The 21785-nt window shown below is 57.3% G+C and carries 19 protein-coding genes, 1 tRNA gene, 2 rRNA genes and 3 pseudogenes; 15 read left to right on the forward strand and 10 right to left on the reverse strand.

Annotated features, from left to right (window positions below; all coding sequences use genetic code 11):
• The first annotated feature begins 51 nt into the window (after positions 1-51).
• The 3 genes from EOK75_RS10110 to EOK75_RS10120 all read left to right on the forward strand — a co-directional run bounded on the left by EOK75_RS10110 (position 52) and on the right by EOK75_RS10120 (position 3343).
• Positions 52-2885 (forward strand): 23S ribosomal RNA (locus EOK75_RS10110).
• A gap of 175 nt (positions 2886-3060) precedes the next feature.
• A 5S ribosomal RNA gene (gene rrf, locus EOK75_RS10115) occupies positions 3061-3175 on the forward strand.
• A 91-nt stretch (positions 3176-3266) separates the two neighbouring features.
• Positions 3267-3343 (forward strand) — tRNA-Met (locus EOK75_RS10120).
• Here the strand turns inward: EOK75_RS10120 and EOK75_RS10125 are convergent.
• The 6 genes and pseudogenes from EOK75_RS10125 to EOK75_RS20825 all read right to left on the reverse strand — a co-directional run bounded on the left by EOK75_RS10125 (position 3300) and on the right by EOK75_RS20825 (position 7209).
• Positions 3300-4238: a recombinase zinc beta ribbon domain-containing protein gene (locus EOK75_RS10125; protein ID WP_137194364.1), complete on the reverse strand. Its 939-nt coding sequence runs from the start codon at positions 4236-4238 to the stop codon at positions 3300-3302. The genes EOK75_RS10120 and EOK75_RS10125 overlap by 44 nt on opposite strands.
• 9 nt (positions 4239-4247) lie before the next feature.
• Positions 4248-5335 (reverse strand): IS3 family transposase gene (locus tag EOK75_RS10130; RefSeq protein ID WP_137192138.1). Its coding sequence is split into 2 segments (ribosomal slippage): positions 4248-5074 and positions 5074-5335, totalling 1089 coding nucleotides; the frame shifts between segments, so codons are not numbered across the junction.
• A gap of 88 nt (positions 5336-5423) precedes the next feature.
• Complete coding sequence (locus EOK75_RS10135; protein ID WP_137193847.1) at positions 5424-6113, reverse strand: hypothetical protein; 690 nt, start codon at positions 6111-6113, stop codon at positions 5424-5426.
• Positions 6077-6247 (reverse strand): annotated as a pseudogene (locus EOK75_RS21065) (transposase); the annotation flags it as partial. The gene EOK75_RS10135 and the pseudogene EOK75_RS21065, both read right to left, overlap by 37 nt.
• A 9-nt stretch (positions 6248-6256) precedes the next feature.
• Positions 6257-6868 (reverse strand): annotated as a pseudogene (locus tag EOK75_RS21070) (sulfurtransferase); the annotation flags it as partial.
• A gap of 134 nt (positions 6869-7002) precedes the next feature.
• Positions 7003-7209, reverse strand: coding sequence for a hypothetical protein (locus EOK75_RS20825; RefSeq protein ID WP_168199205.1), 207 nt, complete (start codon positions 7207-7209; stop codon positions 7003-7005).
• On the opposite strand from EOK75_RS20825, the gene EOK75_RS10145 reads away from it, so the two are divergent.
• Positions 7195-7452 (forward strand): site-specific integrase, encoded by a 258-nt coding sequence (locus EOK75_RS10145; RefSeq protein ID WP_137193848.1) that lies wholly within the window; start codon positions 7195-7197, stop codon positions 7450-7452. The two genes, EOK75_RS20825 and EOK75_RS10145, sit on opposite strands and share 15 nt — an antisense overlap.
• 125 nt (positions 7453-7577) lie before the next feature.
• Here EOK75_RS10145 and EOK75_RS10150 read toward each other — a convergent pair whose 3' ends face one another.
• Entirely contained in the window at positions 7578-8483 is a 906-nt protein-coding gene (locus EOK75_RS10150) for an AEC family transporter (protein WP_137194365.1), read from the reverse strand.
• A gap of 474 nt (positions 8484-8957) precedes the next feature.
• Entirely contained in the window at positions 8958-9701 is a 744-nt protein-coding gene (locus tag EOK75_RS10155; protein WP_137193849.1) for a sulfite exporter TauE/SafE family protein, read from the reverse strand.
• Between the two features lie 282 nt (positions 9702-9983).
• Between EOK75_RS10155 and zigA the strand changes: the two genes are divergently transcribed.
• From zigA to EOK75_RS10175, 4 genes are all read left to right on the forward strand, one after another.
• On the forward strand, positions 9984-11204 hold the full coding sequence (gene zigA / locus EOK75_RS10160; protein ID WP_137194366.1) for a zinc metallochaperone GTPase ZigA: 1221 nt from the start codon (positions 9984-9986) through the stop codon (positions 11202-11204).
• Positions 11204-11500 (forward strand): DUF6525 family protein, encoded by a 297-nt coding sequence (locus EOK75_RS10165; protein WP_137193850.1) that lies wholly within the window; start codon positions 11204-11206, stop codon positions 11498-11500. The genes zigA and EOK75_RS10165 overlap by 1 nt, the downstream gene beginning before the upstream one ends.
• Positions 11501-11570: 70 nt before the next feature.
• Positions 11571-12212, forward strand: coding sequence for a DUF1007 family protein (locus tag EOK75_RS10170; protein ID WP_168199206.1), 642 nt, complete (start codon positions 11571-11573; stop codon positions 12210-12212).
• Positions 12203-13093 carry a nickel/cobalt transporter gene (locus EOK75_RS10175; RefSeq protein ID WP_137193852.1) on the forward strand — a complete coding sequence of 297 codons (891 nt, stop codon included), beginning with the start codon at positions 12203-12205 and terminating at the stop codon, positions 13091-13093. The genes EOK75_RS10170 and EOK75_RS10175 overlap by 10 nt, the downstream gene beginning before the upstream one ends.
• 13 nt (positions 13094-13106) lie before the next feature.
• On the opposite strand, the gene EOK75_RS10180 is transcribed toward EOK75_RS10175, so the two are convergent.
• A complete protein-coding gene (locus EOK75_RS10180; RefSeq protein WP_137193853.1) occupies positions 13107-13655 on the reverse strand; it encodes a TetR/AcrR family transcriptional regulator in 549 nt (182 codons plus the stop codon).
• An 87-nt stretch (positions 13656-13742) separates the two neighbouring features.
• Here EOK75_RS10180 and EOK75_RS10185 point away from each other — a divergent pair, with 87 nt between their 5' ends.
• Positions 13743-15218 carry an MFS transporter gene (locus EOK75_RS10185; protein WP_137193854.1) on the forward strand — a complete coding sequence of 492 codons (1476 nt, stop codon included), beginning with the start codon at positions 13743-13745 and terminating at the stop codon, positions 15216-15218.
• Positions 15219-15245: 27 nt separating this feature from the next.
• Here the strand turns inward: EOK75_RS10185 and EOK75_RS10190 are convergent, their stop codons facing one another.
• Positions 15246-15968 (reverse strand): SDR family NAD(P)-dependent oxidoreductase, encoded by a 723-nt coding sequence (locus tag EOK75_RS10190; protein WP_137193855.1) that lies wholly within the window; start codon positions 15966-15968, stop codon positions 15246-15248.
• Positions 15969-16138: 170 nt separating this feature from the next.
• Between EOK75_RS10190 and EOK75_RS10195 the strand changes: the two genes are divergently transcribed.
• From EOK75_RS10195 to EOK75_RS21850, 6 genes and pseudogenes are all read left to right on the forward strand, one after another.
• A complete protein-coding gene (locus EOK75_RS10195) occupies positions 16139-17419 on the forward strand; it encodes an NAD(P)/FAD-dependent oxidoreductase (protein WP_137193856.1) in 1281 nt (426 codons plus the stop codon).
• Positions 17416-18171 (forward strand): DUF1365 domain-containing protein, encoded by a 756-nt coding sequence (locus tag EOK75_RS10200; protein ID WP_137193857.1) that lies wholly within the window; start codon positions 17416-17418, stop codon positions 18169-18171. The genes EOK75_RS10195 and EOK75_RS10200 overlap by 4 nt, the downstream gene beginning before the upstream one ends.
• Entirely contained in the window at positions 18171-19328 is a 1158-nt protein-coding gene (locus tag EOK75_RS10205) for an SAM-dependent methyltransferase (RefSeq protein WP_137193858.1), read from the forward strand. Before EOK75_RS10200 ends, EOK75_RS10205 begins: the two co-directional genes overlap by 1 nt.
• A complete protein-coding gene (locus EOK75_RS10210; protein ID WP_137193859.1) occupies positions 19321-20052 on the forward strand; it encodes an SDR family NAD(P)-dependent oxidoreductase in 732 nt (243 codons plus the stop codon). The genes EOK75_RS10205 and EOK75_RS10210 overlap by 8 nt, the downstream gene beginning before the upstream one ends.
• A 14-nt stretch (positions 20053-20066) precedes the next feature.
• On the forward strand, positions 20067-20465 hold the full coding sequence (locus tag EOK75_RS10215) for a DUF2177 family protein (RefSeq protein ID WP_137193860.1): 399 nt from the start codon (positions 20067-20069) through the stop codon (positions 20463-20465).
• Positions 20466-20816: 351 nt separating this feature from the next.
• Positions 20817-21593, forward strand: a pseudogene (locus EOK75_RS21850) (choice-of-anchor L domain-containing protein); the annotation flags it as partial.
• Between the last annotated feature and the right edge of the window lie 192 nt (positions 21594-21785).

Raw genomic sequence — 21785 nt, forward strand, 5'->3', positions numbered from 1 at the left:
CGGAATTGGTTGGGCTTTGACTTATGTCGGAGCCTTGCTCTTTCTGGATCAAATCAAGCGCGAAAAGGGCGTTTGGTGGATGCCTAGGCAGTAAGAGGCGATGAAGGACGTGATACCCTGCGTTAAGCTATGGTGAGCCGGGAATAGGCTTTGACCCATAGATCTCCGAATGGGGGAACCCACCTGACATTTTGTTATAATAACCGCAAGGTTGCTTATAATGAGGTGAACCAGGTACTTTAATCCTGAATACATAGGGGTTTTAGAGCAAACCCGGGGAACTGAAACATCTAAGTACCCGGAGGAAAGGAAATCAATAGAGACTCCGCTAGTAGTGGCGAGCGAACGCGGACCAGCCGAGCCCTGAAGAGTGAGTAGAATGGTCTGGAAAGGCCAGCAATATAGGGTGACAGCCCCGTATACGAAGCTCCAAGGGACATATTAAGTAGGGCGGGACACGTGAAATCCTGTCTGAAGATCGGGGGACCACCCCCGAAGGCTAAGTACTCCTTACTGACCGATAGCGAACCAGTACCGTGAGGGAAAGGTGAAAAGCACCCCGACAAGGGGAGTGAAACAGTACCTGAAACCGGACGCCTACAAGCAGTCGGAGGGACATCAGTCCTGACGGCGTACCTTTTGTATAATGGGTCAACGACTTAGTCTAACGAGCAAGCTTAAGCCGATAGGTGTAGGCGCAGCGAAAGCGAGTCTTAAAAGGGCGCATGAGTTCGTTGGATTAGACCCGAAACCAAGTGATCTAGCCATGTGCAGGATGAAGGTAAGGTAACACTTACTGGAGGTCCGAACCAACACCCGTTGAAAAGGGTCTGGATGACGTGTGGCTAGGGGTGAAAGGCCAATCAAACTTGGAGATAGCTGGTTCTCCGCGAAAGCTATTTAGGTAGCGCCTCGGACGAATACCATTGGGGGTAGAGCACTACATGGATGATGGGGGCCCACAGCCTTACTGAGTCTAAGTAAACTCCGAATACCGATGAGTACTATCCGGGAGACACACGGCGGGTGCTAACGTCCGTCGTGAAGAGGGAAACAACCCTGACCTGCAGCTAAGGCCCCTAATTCGTAGTTAAGTGGGAAAGCATGTGGGACGGCCAAAACAACCAGGAGGTTGGCTTAGAAGCAGCCATCCTTTAAAGATAGCGTAACAGCTCACTGGTCTAGATAAGCTGTCCTGCGGCGAAGATGTAACGGGGCTCAAACTACGAGCCGAAGCTCAGGATGTGTAGCAATACACGTGGTAGCGGAGCGTTCTGTGATATAGGACGCTGTGTCTTTAGTACCTTCGGGTATTACGGACACAATGTGCTTTCTGTGAAGCCGGGCTGTAAGGCATCCGGTGGAGAGATCAGAAGCGAGAATGTTGACATGAGTAGCGACAAAGAGGGTGAGAGACCCTCTCGCCGAAAGTCCAAGGGTTCCTGCTTAAAGCTAATCTGAGCAGGGTAAGCCGGCCCCTAAGGCGAGGCCGAAAGGCGTAGTCGATGGGAACCAGGTTAATATTCCTGGGCCGTGAGGTGGTGACGGATTGCAGAGGTAGTTTACCCTTATCGGATTGGGTAGGCTGCTGAGTGGTCCCTGGAAATAGCCCCTCTATAAGACCGTACCCTAAACCGACACAGGTGGACAGGTAGAGAATACCAAGGCGCTTGAGAGAACCACATCAAAGGAACTCGGCAAAATGCCTCCGTAAGTTCGCGAGAAGGAGGCCCCACTTTTAGGCAACTAGAGGTGGGGGGCACAAACTAGGGGGTGGCGACTGTTTACTTAAAACACAGGGCTCTGCGAAGTCGTAAGACGACGTATAGGGTCTGACGCCTGCCCGGTGCTGGAAGGTTAAAAGGAGGGGTGCAAGCTCTGAATTGAAGCCCCAGTAAACGGCGGCCGTAACTATAACGGTCCTAAGGTAGCGAAATTCCTTGTCGGGTAAGTTCCGACCTGCACGAATGGCGTAACGATCTCCCCGCTGTCTCTGATGTGGACTCAGCGAAATTGAACTGTGTGTCAAGATGCACACTTCCCGCGGTTAGACGGAAAGACCCCATGCACCTTTACTATAGCTTCGCACTGGCATCAGGATTGAGATGTGCAGGATAGGTGGTAGGCATTGAAGCGGGAACGCTAGTTCTCGTGGAGCCTCCCTTGAGATACCACCCTTCTTACTCTTGATGTCTAACCGCGGTCCGTTATCCGGATCCGGGACCCTGCGTGGTGGGTAGTTTGACTGGGGCGGTCGCCTCCTAAAGTGTAACGGAGGCGCGCGAAGGTTGGCTCAGAGCGGTCGGAAATCGCTCGTTGAGTGCAATGGCAGAAGCCAGCCTGACTGCAAGACTGACAAGTCGAGCAGAGACGAAAGTCGGTCATAGTGATCCGGTGGTCCCGAGTGGAAGGGCCATCGCTCAACGGATAAAAGGTACGCTGGGGATAACAGGCTGATGATGCCCAAGAGTCCATATCGACGGCATCGTTTGGCACCTCGATGTCGGCTCATCTCATCCTGGGGCTGGAGCAGGTCCCAAGGGTACGGCTGTTCGCCGTTTAAAGAGGTACGTGAGCTGGGTTTAGAACGTCGTGAGACAGTTCGGTCCCTATCTGCCGTGGGTGTAGGAGATTTGAGAAGAGTTGCCCCTAGTACGAGAGGACCGGGGTGAACGTTCCACTGGTGGACCAGTTATCATGCCAATGGTAGTGCTGGGTAGCTATGAACGGACAGGATAACCGCTGAAGGCATCTAAGCGGGAAGCCCCCTTCAAAACAAGATCTCCCTTGAGAGCCGTGGAAGACCACCACGTCGATAGGCCAGAGATGTAAGTGCAGCAATGCATTCAGTTGACTGGTACTAATTGCTCGATAGGCTTGATTTGATCCAGAAAAAGCAAGGTTCATATGAACCAAGCATTCGGAAATAAAGTCAAAAGCAAACATCACTACGTCACAAAGTGACGGCAGTGTAAGAACATGGAACAATGATAAAGCCGCATAGCTTTATCACTGATGTTGTTACTTCCTGAATACCTCAGGAAAACGTTTCTTTCTCGGTTTGGTGGTCATAGCGCGAGCAAAACACCCGATCCCTTCCCGAACTCGGCAGTTAAGTGCCGCCGCGCCAATGGTACTGCGTCTTAAGACGTGGGAGAGTAGGTCACCGCCAAACCTAGTAAGAAACGTATCTCTCATAACGATGACAAAAATGACCCCAATCCTACACAAGGGGCACTATAGGGCCCAACAAAGCGCCCAACCGTCGCGGGGTGGAGCAGCCCGGTAGCTCGTCAGGCTCATAACCTGAAGGTCGTAGGTTCAAATCCTACCCCCGCAACCATCGTTTCCGACCTAAAGCCCGCAAACCTTGCGGGCTTTGTCGTATCTGCCTCCCCTAAAGACAAAATCCCCGCCAATTCCCCCGCAAGTTCAATATGATGCCCGTTCAGCGCATCCGCGTCAGGCATCATCCGCACCTCCGAAATCAGCCCGCGTAGGGCCTCGGTGGCCTCCATCTTCAGGCCTGGATCTTGCAGCGCAGACGACAAGTTGCGGATCTTGCTGCGGTAGAGATCCGAAAGGCTCGGGTGCAGCCGCAGGGCAGGGGGCTCGGGGCTTTCCTCAAGAAGTTTGGTCAGTGCCTGCTTCTCGGCGTCTAAGGCGGCCATTCGGTCCTTCATGCTCGGCTGATACATGCCATCCTCAATCGCTGCCATAATGCCTGCGATCTTCTTGTCGATCTGGTTCAGCTCGCGGCGCGCCTTATCTCGGTCGGCATTCGCGCTTGCGGCCTCTGCGTTGAAGGCCCGACGATATTCCTCAATGAAGGTTGCGATGAGGTCTGGCTGCAGCAAGCTGTCGCGCAGCCCGTTGAGCACGCGCTCTTCAACCACATCGCGCAGGATAGTGGCGCGGTTCGTGCAAACCGCCTCGCCCTTGTTGCGCGCACCGGCGCAGCCGTAGCGGGTTTTGTTGATCAGCGTATAGCTGGCACCGCAACAGTCACATGTCAGAAGGCCAGAAAACAGATAGTTGGGCCGCCGTGCCTTCTCGGGCCGCGTGTGGCCGTCTTTGATCCCAGCCGGGTTCATCTCTTCCCGAATGGCGGTTTGACGGGCTTTAACGCGGTGCCAGAGGGCATCATCGATGATTTGAAGATGCGGCACCGCTTCATTGATTAAGTTTTTCGAGACGTTCAGCCGTGGGGTAATCGCCCCCTTTTTAACGGGGTGCATCTGTAGAACTTACGCGGCCATTTTCAGTTTCATAGCGGGTGTGATGCCGCCGATGCCCATGTTCGGGCGGTCGTTGTTATATGTCCAGAGCCATTGTGTGGCCTGATCCTGAGCCTCCTCGATGCTTTCGATGATGTATTGATCCAGCCATTCATGCCGAACCGTCCGGTTGTAGCGCTCGACATAGGCGTTCTGCTGGGGCTGTCCGGGTTGGATGTGCTGGATCGTAACACTATGTTTCTCAGCCCATTTTCTCAGTGTTTCGCTGATATATTCCGGCCCATTGTCGACCCTGATCGTGCCCGGTTTTCCGCGCCATTCGATAATGCGATCAAGGCTGCGGATGACCCGTTCGGCAGGGAGCGAGAAATCAACCTCGATCCCCAGCCCTTCGCGGTTGAAGTCGTCCAACACATTCAAAAGCCGAAAAGCCCTGCCGTCGCCGAGGCGATCCGCCATGAAGTCCATGGACCAGGTCACATTCGGTCTGTTCGGGACCGCCAGAACGTCAGGCTTCTCCCGTTTCAGCCGCTTGCGCGGCTTGATGCGCAGGTTCAGTTCCAGCTCACAGTAGATCCGGTAGACCCGCTTGTGGTTCCACGGATGCCCCTTCACGTTGCGCAAATGCAGGAAACACAGGCCAAATCCCCAAGTCTTGCGCGCATCCGTCAGCCCTGTCAGCAGATCGGCGATCACCTCGTTCTCGTCTTTCAGCTTCGGGCTGTAACGATAGCAGGTCTCGCTGACCTCGAAGGCCCGGCACGCCAGCGCGATGCTGACGCCCCGTCGCTCTACCGCCGTTTCGGCCATCTCGCGGCGCTGAGATGGCCCCGTTACTTTTTTCCGAGGGCTTCCTTCAATAAGTCCGCCTGCATGCTCAGATCTGCATACATCCGCTTCAGCCTGCGGTTCTCTTCCTCCATGGCTTTCATCTGGCTGACCATGGATGCATCCATGCCACCATACTTCGCACGCCATTTGTAAAACGACGCATTGCTCATGCCATGTTCACGGCAAAGCTCGGCCACCGGCACACCACCTTCGGCTTGGCGCAGGATCGCAAGGATCTGGGGTTCGCTATATCTGGTCATTTTCATTCAAAATCTCCTCGTTCATCTTGCCGAGAAAATTCTACTTCCGCAGCCCCTTACTTTCGGGGGGGATTACCCCAACCGCCTCACTGTTTCAGGTCTGTTCGTATTCCATGATCGCGATGGGTGATTGCTTGTTATCGCGCAGTTTCTCGAGATAAGCGCGGCCAGAATAACCACAGCGATTGAGGTAAGAAATTGTGTGTGACGCCGAGCCAACCTGGTCTTCGCGCGCTCTGAAAAGTGCGACATGCGCAAATGACTCGACGCGATGTCGTGCCAGCGCGTCGATCCTTCCAGCCAATGTTAGTGCCATGTCATTGCGCATGCGTGTCTCTAAAAGCTCTAGAATTCCAATGCGATTGGTTAGCGAATTCAGATTGGCTACAGTGTCAGCGGCAGCAATCTGTGCGGCGTTCAAATCATCCATTGCCGTTCGTACGGAGACGAGGGCGGCTGAGGCTAATAAAGCCGCATCAATAAAACTTTCAAACCGATCAACGGCAAAATCGGGTGCGTTTTGTGCTTGCCGCGCGCGATCAAAGAACCGCGCTTCTAGCTGGTAGAGGGCGCCTGCGGCGGCTGACCATTCTGGCAATGGATTCGCAATACTCCAAGCGTCGTCAATTTGTTTGCACACCGCTCGTAGAGTGACAAAATCGCGCTGTATCTCGGCATCATGAAGATCCTCGATCCGGCTTTCGATATGTGCAAGACGATCATCAATTGCTTTAATCTGTCCGGTTAAGGGATCTGAACGGCCAGGGTCTTCTGCCTGCGGCATAGGGTGGAAAAGTCCGGCACGGGCCAGTCCAGGCCCGCCAGCCGCAGTAGGCTCGCCACCATCCCGGCGGTCTGCCTGAGCGGCAGCTTGAACAACACTTTGATCGACAGGCAGAATTGTATGGCATCCTCAGATGCCCATTCCCACATGGAACCTGCGTAATTGCGCGCGTTCACTCCGGCGGTCTTCAAGACGGCTGTCACAAATCCCGACCGGATGCCTGCTGTGCAATAGGACACCACTTGTGTCTTGCCGGTGATGCCGAGGTCGGCAAGGCGGGCTTGCAGTGTTGCGCCCTCCACAATTCGGCCGTCGGCCCCGACAAGATCCATAAAGTATACATGTTTCGCGCCCGGCAGATGTCCCCCGCGGGATTCCCCATAGGGTGTAGCACCCTCGTATTCGCGCTGCTCGCGCGTGTCGATAATGATGACGTCGGGCTGTCCAATCAAACCTGCCAATTCTTCCTTTCCAATCTCAAAATCGGTGATGCGGGCGACTGTGAAATCACCAGGCACCTCGGCCTCGGTGATTGAAGGTCCTCCGTCCGCCAGCAGCGCCGCAACACCGCCATTCACAAGAAAGGCCTGCGCATGCCCCAAGCTGCGCAGTGTCCAGACGATGCGCCCGTCTTCTCCCCAGCTTTTGGCGGGATCCGCGACGACGACCACGGGAAGTGCTGCTGAAACACCAATCTCGCGCAGCATTTGCGTCAACATCGCGTCGTCCATCAAAAGATGGCCCATGTTCGGCATGTCGGGGTTTGAGAATTGCTGCCATGTGACCGGGACCGATCCGGCCAACGGCAGGTCTCTGCGCTGCCTCTCGGACCGCGTATCCAGGAGAAGCGCCCCCGCCGCCAAAAGACTGCGCGCCTCATCCGCCTCGATCACCCAGCGAGCGGGGTCAGCTGTTTACCAAGGCGCGGGCTGAGGGGCTGCCATCCGTCGGCAATCTGGACCTCGGCGCGCTGCGCGAGCGCGACGAACGGCCCGCCTTTACCGCCGATGATGTGCAAAAGCTCTTCGCCCATCCGGTCTGGCATGGCTGGAAGGACAAAATCCACTGGCAGGAGCCGGGATTGCAGCTGGTCCAAAACGGGCTCTATTGGGTGCCGTTGACCGCCGCGCTGACCGGCGCAAGGCGCGAGGAAATCGCGGCGCTGAAAGCCGCCGAGATCACCGCGATCGACGGCCTGCCCGCCCTGATCATCGCGCCGAACGCCAATCGCGGGCTCAAGTCGCTTACGGCCAGGCGCGACCTGCCCCTGCATCCACAGCTGGTGGAGCTTGGCCTGGCAAAAGCCCCTTGGCCTTCGAACGAAAGGCTGCCTAAATGAGTTGAGAGGCCGGAACGTAAGCGTGACAAGACCAAATCGCCTCGGAGGCTGTGTCAGTGCCGCATCATTTGATGCCCGGCGGCAACCAGTGCACACCAGCGGGAGTTCTAAGATGCCGGGTGGCGTCAAGCACCGAGGACCCAAAGGGCCAGTGGGATTGTAGCGATGGCTGCGATGGTCTGGGAGGTGACAATGCCTGCCATTAGCGTACCGTCACCGTTCAGTTGCTGGGTCAACACATAGGAAGTGGGGGCCGTGGGAATAGCCGAGAAGACGATCAGCACCAGCGCCTCGACCCCGCTAAGGCCGACGGCGCGCGCGATGAGCGCGGCAAGCAGGGGCATCAGTAGTAGGCGCAGGGTGCCGGTTGCGGCCAGTGTCAATCCGTCACGAAGCAGGGCCGCAGGTTGCAGGGCCGCCCCCACGCAGAGCAGGCCAAGCGGCAGGCTCGCTTGCGCCAGAAGATCAAGGAGACGTTCTGTTCCGAAGGGCAGCCCCCATCCGGTAAGCGCCAGCGCGATGCCCCCCAGACAAGCCAGGATCAGCGGGTTGCGCGCCATGGTGCGAAGCAGAACGAGCAGAGTGCGGGCCTGACCGGCCTCGGTCAGCGCCATGATCGACAAGACATTGACCAAGGGAACGGCGATGGCAAGGTAAAGCGCTGCCCGCTCGATCCCCACGGGTCCGGCTAGGGTCGCCAGGATCGCCAGCCCCAGATAGGTGTTGAAGCGCACAGTGCCTTGCAACACCGGGCCGAAGCGCGCCGCGGGCATGGGATGGGCGCGGCGGGCCAAGGCCAGGGCGAGTGCCGCGAATAGAATGATTGCCACGGCGGCACCGCCCAAACGCAGCATCAAAGGGTCGCGGACGGGGGCCTCGGCCAGACTGCCAAGCAGAAGGGCCGGGAAGAGCACGAAATAGTTGATCCGTTCGGCAGCCGCCCAGAAGCCGGGATCAGGAAAGCCCCGCCGGGCAAGGATGTATCCAAGGCATATCAGCGCAAAAAGGGGCCAGATGGTGAAAAAAAGCAATGTGATATCCTCTTTGGCACTGGCCTGCGCAGACAGAGAGCCGCGCGGGTGTCGTTGCACCGCCCGTTAAAGACCGTAGCGCAGGGACTGACAAGCAGATTGCTGAGGTATCTAACCTCGCGGTTCCATTTGAGCTTCCGATTTAACGTCGCAACTGGCCGTCTTTATGTGTGCAATGATTTCGGTATTCGCAACACCACACCCGCTAAGGCTCCCTCTCTCCGCCTCAATTCCCCTGCAGATGGTCGAGATATATCGCGAGCAGGTAGGCTACTGTTTGTAAAACGGCAGCAGACAGATTGGACGCTGGAGGAAAAGGGGGTTTTGAGGGGATTGACTGACCGAAGTTACTGACGCCGGGGGAAGCAAGCAGGACCTTCATTCGGGACCGCAGGCCTATGCCGTTCAAATACGACCATTGGCCGATACGATTAACACAAGATCCTGAGCTCGGCTTCGTTCTTCAATGCGGGGTCACAGTAGTTCGCGCAGTGATAGCAAGATCCCTGACAAGAACATCAAGGCGATCAGAAGTCTGCGAAATTGCACGTCAGTCAGCCTGTGGAACACAAAAATCCCGATCTGCGCAGCGACCATTGTGATGGGCAATGCAACGGTGAGGATCAGCAATGTTTCACGCGTGTACGCCCCGCGCCACGCCAGAAAAACGGCCGTCAGCAGCAAAATAACCACGTTAAAGGGCTGTAGAACAGCGCGTGTTTCCTGTTTTGTCCAAGGCCGCATGGCGCACCACATCGTCGGCAATGCCCCCGACAAGGAGGCTGCCCCGCCAAGGACGCCGCTGAGAAAGCCGATTGCGGCGTCTATCACCGGTGTCGGGCGTTCAAAGCTTGGCAGATTGCGCCGGACGATAAAAAAACTGCCGTAGAGCAGCAAGAATGCCGCAACGCCGATTTTCAACACCCCTGCGTCGATCGAGGACAGCAACTCAATGCCGAGCGGGACGCCCAAAATCGCCGGCAGCAGGAAAATCATCAACCTTTTGGGATTGGCCTTTAGATCCTCGCGTACGATCCAGACGCCCTGAATTCCGCTGATCGCGGCCACTATGACGATAATAGCCACGGCCTGTTGCGGGGGCATGATCTGCAACCAAATGCCTAGTGTAAGGAGGGCCGTCCCAAAGCCGGCCAACCCGTTGATGAAACCGCCGGCCATTGCGCCGAGGCCCAAAAGCAAAACAAAGTGTAGATCCATTTATGCTGCTTCCAGAATAGGTTGAGGTGACCTGCCGTGGGCGGCAATGGCGATGAGGCCCGTGCTATCCTGATCGACATTTTGTCTCATTTGAATTGTAAACCAATGTTGCGCATTGGTTGGCGTCCGTAACCGCACTTGTAAGCAAGAGGTGTGTCTTTGCAACTGCGAAGCGGCATGAAAGATGTCGCGGGCTAGGGCAATGTTGGGTTTCGAAAACCGGCTTGCGGAAACCACGCCCTCCATATATATGTAATGATATAACATAATGTGGAGAGAATGATGCCAGCCAAGGATGTGCGCCTGCCCGTTACCGTCGTTTCAGGGTTTCTCGGGGCGGGGAAAACCACGCTTCTGAGTGATGTGCTTAACAACCGCGAAGGACGGAAGGTTGCGGTCATCGTGAATGACATGTCGGAGGTGAACATCGACGCCGACATCATCCGCGACGGCGGTGCCAATTTAAGCCATGCCGAAGAAAAGCTGGTCGAGATGACCAACGGTTGCATTTGCTGCACCCTTCGCGATGATCTGCTGGTAGAGGTGCGGCGCCTAGCGGATGAAGGGCGCTTTGATTATCTGTTGATCGAATCTACGGGTGTGTCAGAGCCGTTGCCCGTCGCGGCCACATTCGATTTTCGGGATGAGTTCGGAGAGAGCCTGTCTGACGTTGCGCGGCTGGATACGATGGTGACGGTCGTCGATACGGTCAACCTGCTTGCGGATTATGCCAGCCATGATTTCATCCGTGATCGGGGTGAAAGCCTGGGGGAGGGGGATGACCGCTCTTTGGTTGATCTTTTGGTCGATCAGATTGAATTTGCCGATGTGGTCATCTTGAACAAGGTCAGCGATGCGGGGGCCGAGCGGCTGGACGCGGCACGTAAAATCATCACATCGCTCAACCCCGATGCCCAGATCATCGAAACCGATTACGGGCAGGTGCCGCAGGACCGGATCTTTGACACGGGGTTGTTCGATTTTGACAAGGCGCATCTGCATCCGATGTGGGCCAAAGAGCTTTACGGTTTTGCCGATCACGTCCCGGAAACAGAGGAATACGGGGTTTCCTCTTTTGTCTATCGGGCGCGGCGTCCGTTCCATCCGCAAAAGGTCCATGATGTGCTGTGCGGGGCGCTTCCGGGGGTGATCCGCGCCAAGGGCCACTTCTGGGTTGCGACCCGGCCGGACTGGCTGGCCGAATTTTCACTTGCGGGTGCGTTGAGCAGCATCAAACCGATGGGCATGTGGTGGGCGACCGTCCCGAAAGAGCGTTGGCCAGACCATCAGCAGGCGATCGATTACCTGAACAAAAACTGGCAAGAGCCTTATGGCGACCGGCGGCAGGAGTTGGTGTTTATCGGCGCCGACATGGATAAGGCGGCGATCACCGCGGCATTGGACGGGGCGCTGATCGCCGATGGGGACGCGTTTGTGCCGGATCAATGGGCGGAGTTGCCCGATCCCTTTCCGGCTTGGCGCCACGCACCGCAGGCGGCCTGATGTCACAGCGCGGCAAGGGAACCAACACACGAAGCACCCTTCGGCCCCGGTCCCGGAACACCAATCCGATGCAGGATTATGACCGGCTCCCGCCTGCGCTGCGCTGTTGGCTGGCGCAGGCGGTTTTGCCGTGGTCGGCGCAATCCGCGCTGCGGTTCTGGGAACAGTCGTTGCGGGCCTCACGCGGGGATGTGGCCGAGGCGCAACGGGCGCTGTCACGGATCGAACGCAAACGCCTGAGCCGGGATGTGCGCCGTGTCTGGGGCGAGGCCCATCCCGCGGCGGCAGAGCATTGAGTTGGCTGAAATCAGCACATGCAGGGTGACGCGGATTGTGTCACCCCTATTGTCGAGATACGTCACGGATATGCGCCATTTTATATCTGCCCTGATCCTCGCCCTATCGGTCAATTCAGCCGCTGCACATCCGCATGTTTTTGTGGATGCCAAAGGGGCGTTCATCTTTGCAAAAGATGGGCGTCTCGTAGGGGTGCGGATATACTGGCTTTATGATGCCTTCACGACCTTGCTGCTTTACGACACGCTTAGCCTTGATAAAGATGGCGATGGCAAGCTGGATGGCGGTGATCTGGAAACGATCAAGCAGGGTGAGACGGATTGGGCGCCGGATTATGAGGGCGACACCTATCTTTGGATTGACGGTCAGAAACAAAAACTCTCACGCCCGAAAAATGCCTCGGCGCAGATGAATGACGACCGGATTGGCGTGGGCTTTGAGTTGCTGCTTGAAAACGCTGTTAATATGTCGGGAAAATCGGCCTCGCTTAAAATTTACGATCCGATTTACTACTATGCCTATTCTATCGCAGAGGCGGGGACGCTTTCCGGTGGACCGGCAGGGTGCGCGGTTCAGGTCATGGGTTTCACGCCAGATGAAAAATCCTCTGCGTTACAAAACCAGCTTGCGGCGTTGTCACAAGAAGAAATCCCGGACGATCCGAATGTTGGCGCGTTGTTTTCCGAGGAAATCCTATTGCAATGCGATTGATCCATCTTGCTTTGGTGCTTGCAGGCGCGTTGGTTCTCGCCGTCCTGTTGATGCAGGTCTTTGATTTCACTGCCGTTATGCGTTGGGCAGCGCAGATGCAGCGGGATTTTCAGAACGCGATGGCGGTCAGCCTTCGTGCCATACGCGCAGGCGATGCGGCGGCGTTGCTCACGCTTTGCGGGCTGACTTTTGGCTATGGGTTTGTGCATGCAATCGGGCCGGGGCATGGCAAGTTTTTGCTTGGGGCGGCCGCTGTTTCCAGCCGCGCAACTATTTGGCGGATGGCGTTCCTGACCCTTGTTTCCAGCCTTGCTCAATCGCTTGCGGCGGTGTTGCTTGTGACGGGGGGCATTCAGCTTGTCTCGTTGACCAGTGCATCCCTCATTGACATCACAGAGCGTCTGCTGGCCCCGATCAGCTATGGCATCATCGGGCTGATCGGGGCGCTGCTTGCGGTGCGCGGGGCGCGAGCGGTTTGGGGGGTAGCGTACGTCGAACACGATCACGGGCCAGAGGGGTGTTCTTGCGGTCACAAGCACGGCCCCTCCATGCAAGAGGTCGACCAAGCGATGACATGGCGAGAGATGCTGGCCCTGATTGCCAGTATTGCGATCCGCCCCTGCACGGGCGCGTTGTTTTTGCTCGTGATTGCTTGGCGTTTGCAGATCCTGCCTGCGGGTATCCTTGCGACATTTGCGATGGGCTTGGGGACGGCCGCATTCAATATGACGGTTGTCGGATCGGGGGTCGGGGCGCGCGTCATTCTCTCGGCGCTTGGCACACGACGGGGTGGGGGCGCGCTGTTTTTGCCCATTGCCCAGATCACCGCTGGATTGCTCGTCGCAATCGTTTCAATCGGCATGCTGCGTCCCTATCTGTGACGCGGCGGGTGGTCTAGCTTTCGGAGGCGGCCTCGGTCAGCATGTCGTCGAACAGCGCATTCCACTGCGCCGGCGCAAGGTCAATCAGCCCGAGCGCTTTGAGCAGAAAAGCACCCTCACCGGCCAAAAAGGCCAGCGCCAGGCGGCGGTCTTCGCGCTTTTCCAGATCAAGCCCGGCAAGACGGGCGTTGTACCATTGCCGTGTGTCTGACAGCTGGTCAGGGTGCTGCAACAGGGCGGTCATCATAGCGGCAGAGCGCGAGTGGTCTGTTGCATCCGCATCCCGTGTTGTGGCCAGATGCCCTTGGATAAGCGCGGCTGGCGCGGGGTCGGGGCCGGTTCGCGCCGCAACTTCGGCGTCAAAGCCCCCTCCCCAGCGGGCGATCATCGCGCGGATCAGGTTGTCGCGCGTTCCGAATGCATATTGCACGCCGCCCTTGGTAATTCCGGCAGCTTTTGCGACAGCCTCAAAGCTAAGCGCACCCGCACCCGCCGTCACCACCAGATCCTCGGCGGCGTCGAGCACTTTGTTCCGGTCAATGCTGCGTGGTCGTCCCGCCATTTTCCCTCTTTCATTTCAATACGAACGTATTTATATCCCAGGCCTCGGATACACAAACCGTATCTCAACGTTCCAAGGATTATAACCATGTCCCCCCGCAACCGTTGGCTTATTCTGGCAATTGTGTCGAGCGCGCTTTTCCTGATCGTTATTGACATGACGGTTCTATACACCGCGCTGCCACGGCTTACGCATGATCTGGCCGCCACAGCCACCGAAAAGCTGTGGATCGTGAACGCCTATCCGCTGGTGGTGGCCGGGCTGTTGCCGGGTTTGGGTGGGCTGGGCGACAGGTTCGGGCACAAGCACATGTTCCTGTCGGGTCTTGTGGTGTTCGGGATTGCCTCTTTGGCGGCGGCCTTTTCTCCGGCACCTTCCATGCTTATTGCCGCGCGGGTGATGCTGGCGGTCGGGGCGGCGATGATGATGCCCGCGACATTGTCGTTGATCCGTCTGACCTTCACGGATGAGAAAGAGCGTGCCTTTGCCATCGGGATCTGGGCTGCCGTTGCCTCGGGCGGGGCCGCGTTTGGCCCTGTGGTGGGCGGGTTACTGCTTGAATGGTTCTGGTGGGGATCTGTGTTTTTGATCAATGTGCCGATTGTCCTTCTTTCGTTGGCGGCGGGTGCGTTGGTTTTGGTCAACAAACGTCCGGCGCAGGCACATCCCTTTGATTTGATCGGCTCGGCGCAGGTGATGGTCGGGTTAATCGGGATGGTTTACGCCATCAAAGAAGCAAGCAAACGAGAGCCGTCATGGCAAATCGCGGGCATCGTTTTTGTGATCGGCATGGTTGCCATGTTGGCTTTTGTGCGCAGGCAGAGGGCAAGTGTAAGCCCGCTGATCGACTTTTCGCTGTTCAAAAACGCCCAATTCTCATCCGGGGTGATTGCCTCGATGGTGGCGGCGGCGGTCCTTATCGGGGTGGAGCTTGTGTTCAGCCAGCGATTGCAGCTCGTGCTGGGGCTGTCGCCGTTGCAGGCCGGGGTGATGATTTTGCCGATTCCAATGGCCGCCTTTCTGGCCGGACCGTTGACCGGCCTTGTGCTGCCGCGTCAAGGGGCAAGGCGGGTGCTAACCGCGGCAATGGCGGTGACCGGGGTGGCACTGATGGCCTATCTTTCGACATACCAAGGGCCATCATGGCTTTGGCTGTCATTTCTGGCGGTGATGGGGTTCGGGCTTGGTGCTACGATGACGGCAGCCTCCAGCACCATTATGATGTCCGCACCCGAGGATCGCACCGGCATGGCCGCCTCGATCGAGGAAGTGTCGTTTGAGCTTGGGGGCGCGCTTGGCATCGCGGTCCTTGGCAGCCTGATGTCGGCGCTTTACACGCGTGCCATGATTATCCCCGATGGCCTGTCAGCCACGGTATCCGACGGCATTGATGAAGCCCTGCTGGTTGCTGAGCGGCTGGAACCCGCAGCCGCCGTGCATCTGACAGCATTGGCGCGAGGGGCCTTTGATGAGGCGTTTGTCGTGGTGATCGCCTTAACCGCGGTTTTGTCGTGCTGTGCCGCCTTCGGTATCTGGCGGAAGGGCGGGGTGCCATTAGGGTGAAAGCGGCCCCGTGGCGGTAAGCCCATCTCACCAGGGGATGGTTTTACCGTGCTGGTCTATAAAGCCGCCGCTATCGCCTGGGCCAAGCGCTTCTATCACGCGGAGCAAACGGGCGGCGGCCGTTGCGGTTGTGTCTGTCTGCGCGGCGGCCCGAAATGGCGCGGTGAGGGATGTCGCAACCGTGCCGGGGTGGAGCGCCACCACGATTGCCCCCGGACGGGTGCGGGCCAGTTCGATCGCGGCGGTATGAATGATCTGGTTCTGTGCCGTTTTCGCCGCGCGGTAGCTGATCCATCCCCCCAGCCGGTTGTCCCCGACAGAGGCCAGCCGGGCCGAGAGAGAGGCAAAAACCGCGCGCCCCGGTGCCATAAGGGCAGTGCTATGTTTTATAAGCAGTGCGACGGCCGTTGCATTCAAGGCAAAATGGGCCGCCATGTTTTGCGGATCGATTGCGCTGATTGTCTTTTCCGGCGACACGCCGTTCAGGATCAATCCGCCTGTCGCGTTAAGCACCAGATCAAAGCGTCTTCCCTGCAACCGGCCGAATGCCTGACGGATCGAGGCTTCATCTGTCACATCCAACCCGTCGTCGCGCCGTGACAGGCCGGTGACATGAACCCCGCGCTGTTCCAATGTGCGGACCATAGCCGCCCCGATGCCCCCCGAGCTGCCCAGTACAAGCGCATGCCTTATCGTGGTGCCGTCGGTTTCTATCGGGCCGTTAGCAGTGATTTCAGGGCTGTCGGACATGGCGGCCTTCTTTGATGTGGTGTGAGTGACTTTGGACATCCCACCGCATTTCTTTCGGTACGCGGCGCTGGAAACTTGATAATTCTACGCAAGCGCAGGGTTTCTGGATCATTTTTGATCCGGTTGCGCTGTCCGCCCGTAATCTTTCTGAAACAACAGCCGGATTGAATATGTCTTTTGATGCCGCCCCCTTCTGCCCGCAACGTATTGCCATTATTGGCGGTGGTATTTCGGGGCTGGCTGCCGCCTATTTGATGGCGCCCAACCACAATGTCACGGTGTATGAGGCCGCCCCCCGCCTTGGCGGACATGCCCGCACCGTTATGGCCGGAAAGAACGGTGATCAGCCGGTTGATACGGGGTTTATCGTTTTCAACTACGCCAATTATCCGCATCTGACACGCATGTTTCAGGCGCTTGATGTGCCTGTTATCAAAAGCGATATGAGCTTTGGCATCTCGGTCAATGACGGGCAGATCGAATATGCGTTGCGCAACCTGCGGTCCTTGATGGCGCAGCGGCGCAATATGCTGCGCCCCGGTTTTTGGCGTATGCTGCGCGACATCCACCGCTTCAACACCGGCGCCGAAGCAGTAGAGCGCGGCAGAGACATGACCATCGGCGCCTTGATGGATGAAATGCGCTTGGGCCGTTGGTTTCAGGACTATTACCTGATGCCGCTTTGCGGGGCGATCTGGTCAACGCCGCCTGCGCAAATCCGAAGCTTTCCCGCCCGCGCCATCATCCAGTTCTTCCGCAACCACGCCTTGCTAAGCGCGACAGCGCAGCATCAGTGGTGGACCGTCGATGGTGGCAGCACACAATATGTAACCCGGCTAGAGGATCATCTGCGCAGGCAGGGCGTGACGATACACACAGGCACGCCGGTGCAATCCGTCAGCCGAAACGGATCGCAAAGTACCGTGACCAGTGGTGAGCAGGGGGCCGCAACCTTTGATCATGTAATCTTTGCCTGCCATGCGGATCAAGCCTTGCGCCTGCTCGCGCAGCCAACGGGAGAAGAGCGTGCTGCGCTTTCTGCGGTTCGCTTTCAAGATAACGTAATGGTTTTGCACCGCGATACCGCCCAAATGCCAAAGCGTAAGGCGGTCTGGTCCAGCTGGGTCTATAATGCCGATACCACTGGACCAGAGACGGCAATAGGCGTGACCTACTGGATGAACCGCCTGCAAAATATCCCCGAGGATGATCCGCTTTTTGTCACGCTCAATCCCGCCCGCGCGATACCAGAGCATCTGATCTATGATCAAACCGTGTTTCGTCACCCGGTATTTGATGCCGCCGCGCTGACGGCACAAGAGCAAATCGCGCAACTGCAGGGGCAGAACAATACATGGTTCGCAGGGGCGTGGTTGCGGCACGGCTTCCACGAAGACGGCTTTGCCAGTGCCGCCCGTATCAACCGGCTGATGCAGCGACAACACGCATGACGCATCAAGCGGAGCATATCGCGGGCATTACGACCCATAAGCGGCTGGGCAAGATCAGCCACGGTTTTCGCTATGGTGTCGATTATGTGCTGATTGATCCCGAAGAAGGGGGCGCTGGGGCAGCCTTGTTCTCACGCAACAGGTTCAATCTGATGGCAGTTCATGATTGCGATCATGGCGGGCCATTGGGCCAAGGGCGCGGCCCAACTTGGGCGCGCGACGTTTTGGCCGCAAGGGGGCTTGGGGCGCGCAAGGTGCATTTGCTTTTGCTGACCCAGCCGCGCTTTCTGGGCTATGTCTTTAACCCCGTCAGCTTTTGGCTGGTGATGGAGGATGACACCCTTATCGCCGCAATTGCCGAGGTTTCGACCCCCTTCGGCGATCGCCATTCCTACCTGTGCCACAGCCCGGATTTCGGCCCGATCACCAAAGATACACGCATCACGACGCCCAAATCGCTGCATGTGTCCCCCTTTCAGGATGTGGCGGGAACCTATGCGTTCGGCTTTGACATAACCCCTGCGCAGATCACCATCCGCATTCTGCACCGCAATGGCCCCGAGGGCGTGCTTGCGGTGCTGTCAGGGCCGCGCCAACCGATGACCAATGCGGGCTTACTCAGGGCAGGCATCCGTCGCCCGTTGGGCGCATTGCGGACCATGACCTTGATTTACTGGCAAGCGCTGCGCCTGAAACTGAAGGGTGCCAGATACCGCGCCCATCCCACCCCCCCGAATTCGGAGATTACCTGATGTCGTTTCTCGACAACCGCTTGAAAAACAAACTGTTGGAAACCTGTGGCCGCATTCGTCAGGGAAGCCTGCGGCTGCGCCTGCCGGACGGGTCCACCCATGACTTCGGTGCGGGCGATCCGGCAGCCGAGATGCAGATACACGATCTGGCCGCAGTGCAGGCGATTGTGGCCCGTGGCAATATTGGCATGGGGGAAACCTATGTCGCGGGTCTTTGGGATACGCCCTCGGTTGAGGATTTGATAAAGGTAGGCCTGCTGAACCTCGATCTTTTTCAGGAATACGATAATGCCAACGTCTGGAACGGTTTGAAATTCCGGCTGATAAACCGGCTGATGCGGGCCAATACGTTGCGGGGATCGGCGCGTAATATCCGGGCGCATTACGATGTGGGTAATGAGTTTTACCAACTTTGGCTGGATGACAGCATGACCTATTCATCTGCGATTTTCACAACTGGCGACGATGATCTATCCCGTGGTCAGAACCGCAAGTATGACCGTATTCTGGATCGCCTTTCCGGCGGAGAGCGTGTTCTGGAAATCGGTTGCGGTTGGGGTGGATTTGCCGCGCGTGCGGCCGACAGCGGGCGTCACGTGACGGGGCTAAGCATTTCCCCCAGCCAAAAGGGATATGCCTCGGCCTTGCTGGACGGGCGCGCGGATATCCGGTTGCAAGATTACCGCGAAAGCAGCGGGCGGTTTGACAATATTGTGTCAATCGAGATGGTTGAGGCGGTCGGGGAACGTTACTGGCCCACCTATTTCGCCACGCTCAAGGCGCGACTGGCCGAAAACGGGGTGGCGATGGTGCAGGCCATAACTGTGCCGGACGCGGGTTTTGACGCCTATCGCCGCGGTTCCGATTATATCCGTCACTATACCTTTCCGGGTGGCATGCTCCTGTCGGATTCGATCATCGCCGAGCAGGCCCGCAAAGCCGGCCTTCGGGTGCGCGAGAGCCATGCCTTCGGGCGCGACTATGCCAGAACCTGCGTGATCTGGGCAGACCGTTTGAAAAGCCAGTCACAGCGCATTCGAAAGCTGGGCTATGATGAGGGTTTTATGCGCAACTGGCGGTTCTATCTTGAATCCAGCGCGGCCTGTTTTGCGGTTGGCCAAACCGATGTTGTGCAGGTGGAACTGGCCCATGCGTGAAACTATCTGGATCATCGGTGCCAGCGACGGCATCGGTGCGGCATTGGCACAGGAATGGGCAGGGCGCGGTGCGCGGCTGATCCTGTCTGCACGCTCGGCGGATCGGCTGGGCGCGTTGGCGGCAAGCCTTGGTCCCCAACACATCGCGCTACCGTTGGATGTTGCCGATCGGCACAGCATCGAGGCGGCGGCGGCAAAGCTGGCCGGGATCGGGCCGCTGGACCGCATTGTGCATTTGGCAGCCCTTTATGATCCGGGAAATATTGCCGATGCCGATCCGGAGCGTGCGGCAAAGATCATCACGGTAAACCTGACCGGCAGCTTTCACATCGCACAGATCGCACCGCCCTTGTTGCGCGCAGGCGGGCAATTGGCGCTTTGCGGCTCTGTTGCGGGCTATATCGGGTTGCCGCAAGGGCAGGTTTATTCGGCAACCAAGGCCGGTGTCATCAACCTTGCCGAAACCCTGCGCGCCGAGCTGGCGGGGCGTGTCGACGTCCGCCTGATCTGCCCCGGTTTTGTCGATACCCGCATGACCAAAACGAACGACTTTGACATGCCCGCGATGGTCACGCCCGAGGCTGCTGCCCGCGCGATCATAAAGGGTCTGAAATCCCGCCGGTTTGAGGTGCATTTCCCGCGGCGGCTGACCTACGTGCTCAAGCTGTTGCGCGCTTTGCCATATTGGGCCGCCCTGCCATTAATGCGCCGTCTTGTGCGCTAACAAGGAGCAATGCCATGAAAATCATGATCCTCTATGCTGTAACCGCGGTGATCTTTTTTGCGATTGATGCAATCGGACTGCGCGTGTTGATCAAACCGGTGTTTGATCGGCATATTGCCCATCTTTATGCCGAACCCTTTCGCGCTGTGCCTGCGATGGTGTTCTATCTTGCCTATGTTGCGGGGGTGCTGTGGTTCGTGTCGGTCCCCGCATTACAAAAGAGCGATCCGATGGCCGCGTTGGTTGGTGGTGTGCTCTTGGGGCTGATGGCTTATGGCACCTATGAGTTTACCAATTACGCCACCCTGCGCGACTGGTCGATGAACCAAGTCGCCACCGATATGTTGTGGGGGGGCGCGCTGACGGGGGTTTCCGCTTGGGCCGGGGTGTTGATCACGCGCGCTTTGGGATAGCGGGGGGGGCGTCAGCCGCTGTCTTTCGGTAAATACCCACCCTGACTTTTGGGAATCTGGAGTTTTTGCACGGTCGATACATCGGTTTATTCGGCGCCTATTCCACCAGCAGACCAATGCCGCGTCAGTAAGATAAATTCTAAAAAGTTAATAGGGCGGCACTATCCAGCACAGCCGGTTTTGATGCAGGTATGGCAATTTTTGGTTTACTGGCAGGTTAAATCTTGGTTAATAAGGTAATATGTGGGGTTTATTTAAATCCCGAATTATCGTGCAATCTGGTTCATGGGGGAACCTATCATGACTACTGCCACGACCAGTCTGCTTCGTGTAGGTATCTTGTCATTTGCAATGCTGGTGCCAAGCGCAACGCTCGCACTTACAATCACCAGTGAATCAAACGGCGGTTTGCTTGCAGAAACATTGTTTCTCAACCTGCCCGGTGTTTCGGTCACAAGCGCTGAGCTTTTTGGTTTTGCAGGGCAGGCCGGTCTTTATAGAAATGTGATCGGCACCTATGGCCTTCCTCAAGACGGGATTGTGTTTTCTTCGGGTAACGTGCGGGATTATCAAACCGGCCCGAACCGGTTTGAGGATACGACCACAAGCTATGAAGTTGGCGGCGGTCTTTGGGATGATGTAGACATTGGTGGCGATGGCGCGCCGCCTCTTGTCGATTCCGGCGATATTGTCCCCGAGCGGGAAAATTGGGCTACGGCAAGTCAGGAAGCTTTGCTTCAACCGATCACGGGGATGGATCGTCATTTTGACGTCGTTCAACTGAATATCGATTTCGAAACAGCTGCTGACGTGAATAAGGTTACATTCTTTGGTGCCTTCGGGTCCGAAGAATATCCCGAATATGTTGGTGGAAGTGTAACGGACGGGTTCGGTCTTTTTGTGAACGGGGCGAACCAGGCCGGAGTTGCGGCGGAAGGCGGCGGCGCGCATTTGCCCGTCAATATTGATCACCCGAACATGGCAGCCATTTCCGGAACAGAGCTTGACGGCATCCTTGCCCCCGGTGGAAACCCTGTTTTGCGCTTTGACGTGGATGTTCTTCCGGGGCAGGTCAACAACTTCACGATCATCCTGGCCGACGCCGGCGATGCTATCGTTGATACAACAGTCTACCTGTCGAGCTTTCTTGCAAGCACTTCGGGCGGGGATACCGGTGCGCCTGTTCCTGCGACCGGATCGACCGAGTTTGACCCGCTTTTGCCGATCATGACCGCAGATGGCACGCCGGTTTTTGATGAGGCTGGAGGTTTCACCATCGACATCGCCGCAGAGATCGCAGAGGGCGGCGACATGATCTGG

Origin of the sequence: Pseudorhodobacter turbinis, assembly GCF_005234135.1 — a bacterium.
GTDB lineage: Bacteria > Pseudomonadota > Alphaproteobacteria > Rhodobacterales > Rhodobacteraceae > Pseudorhodobacter > Pseudorhodobacter turbinis.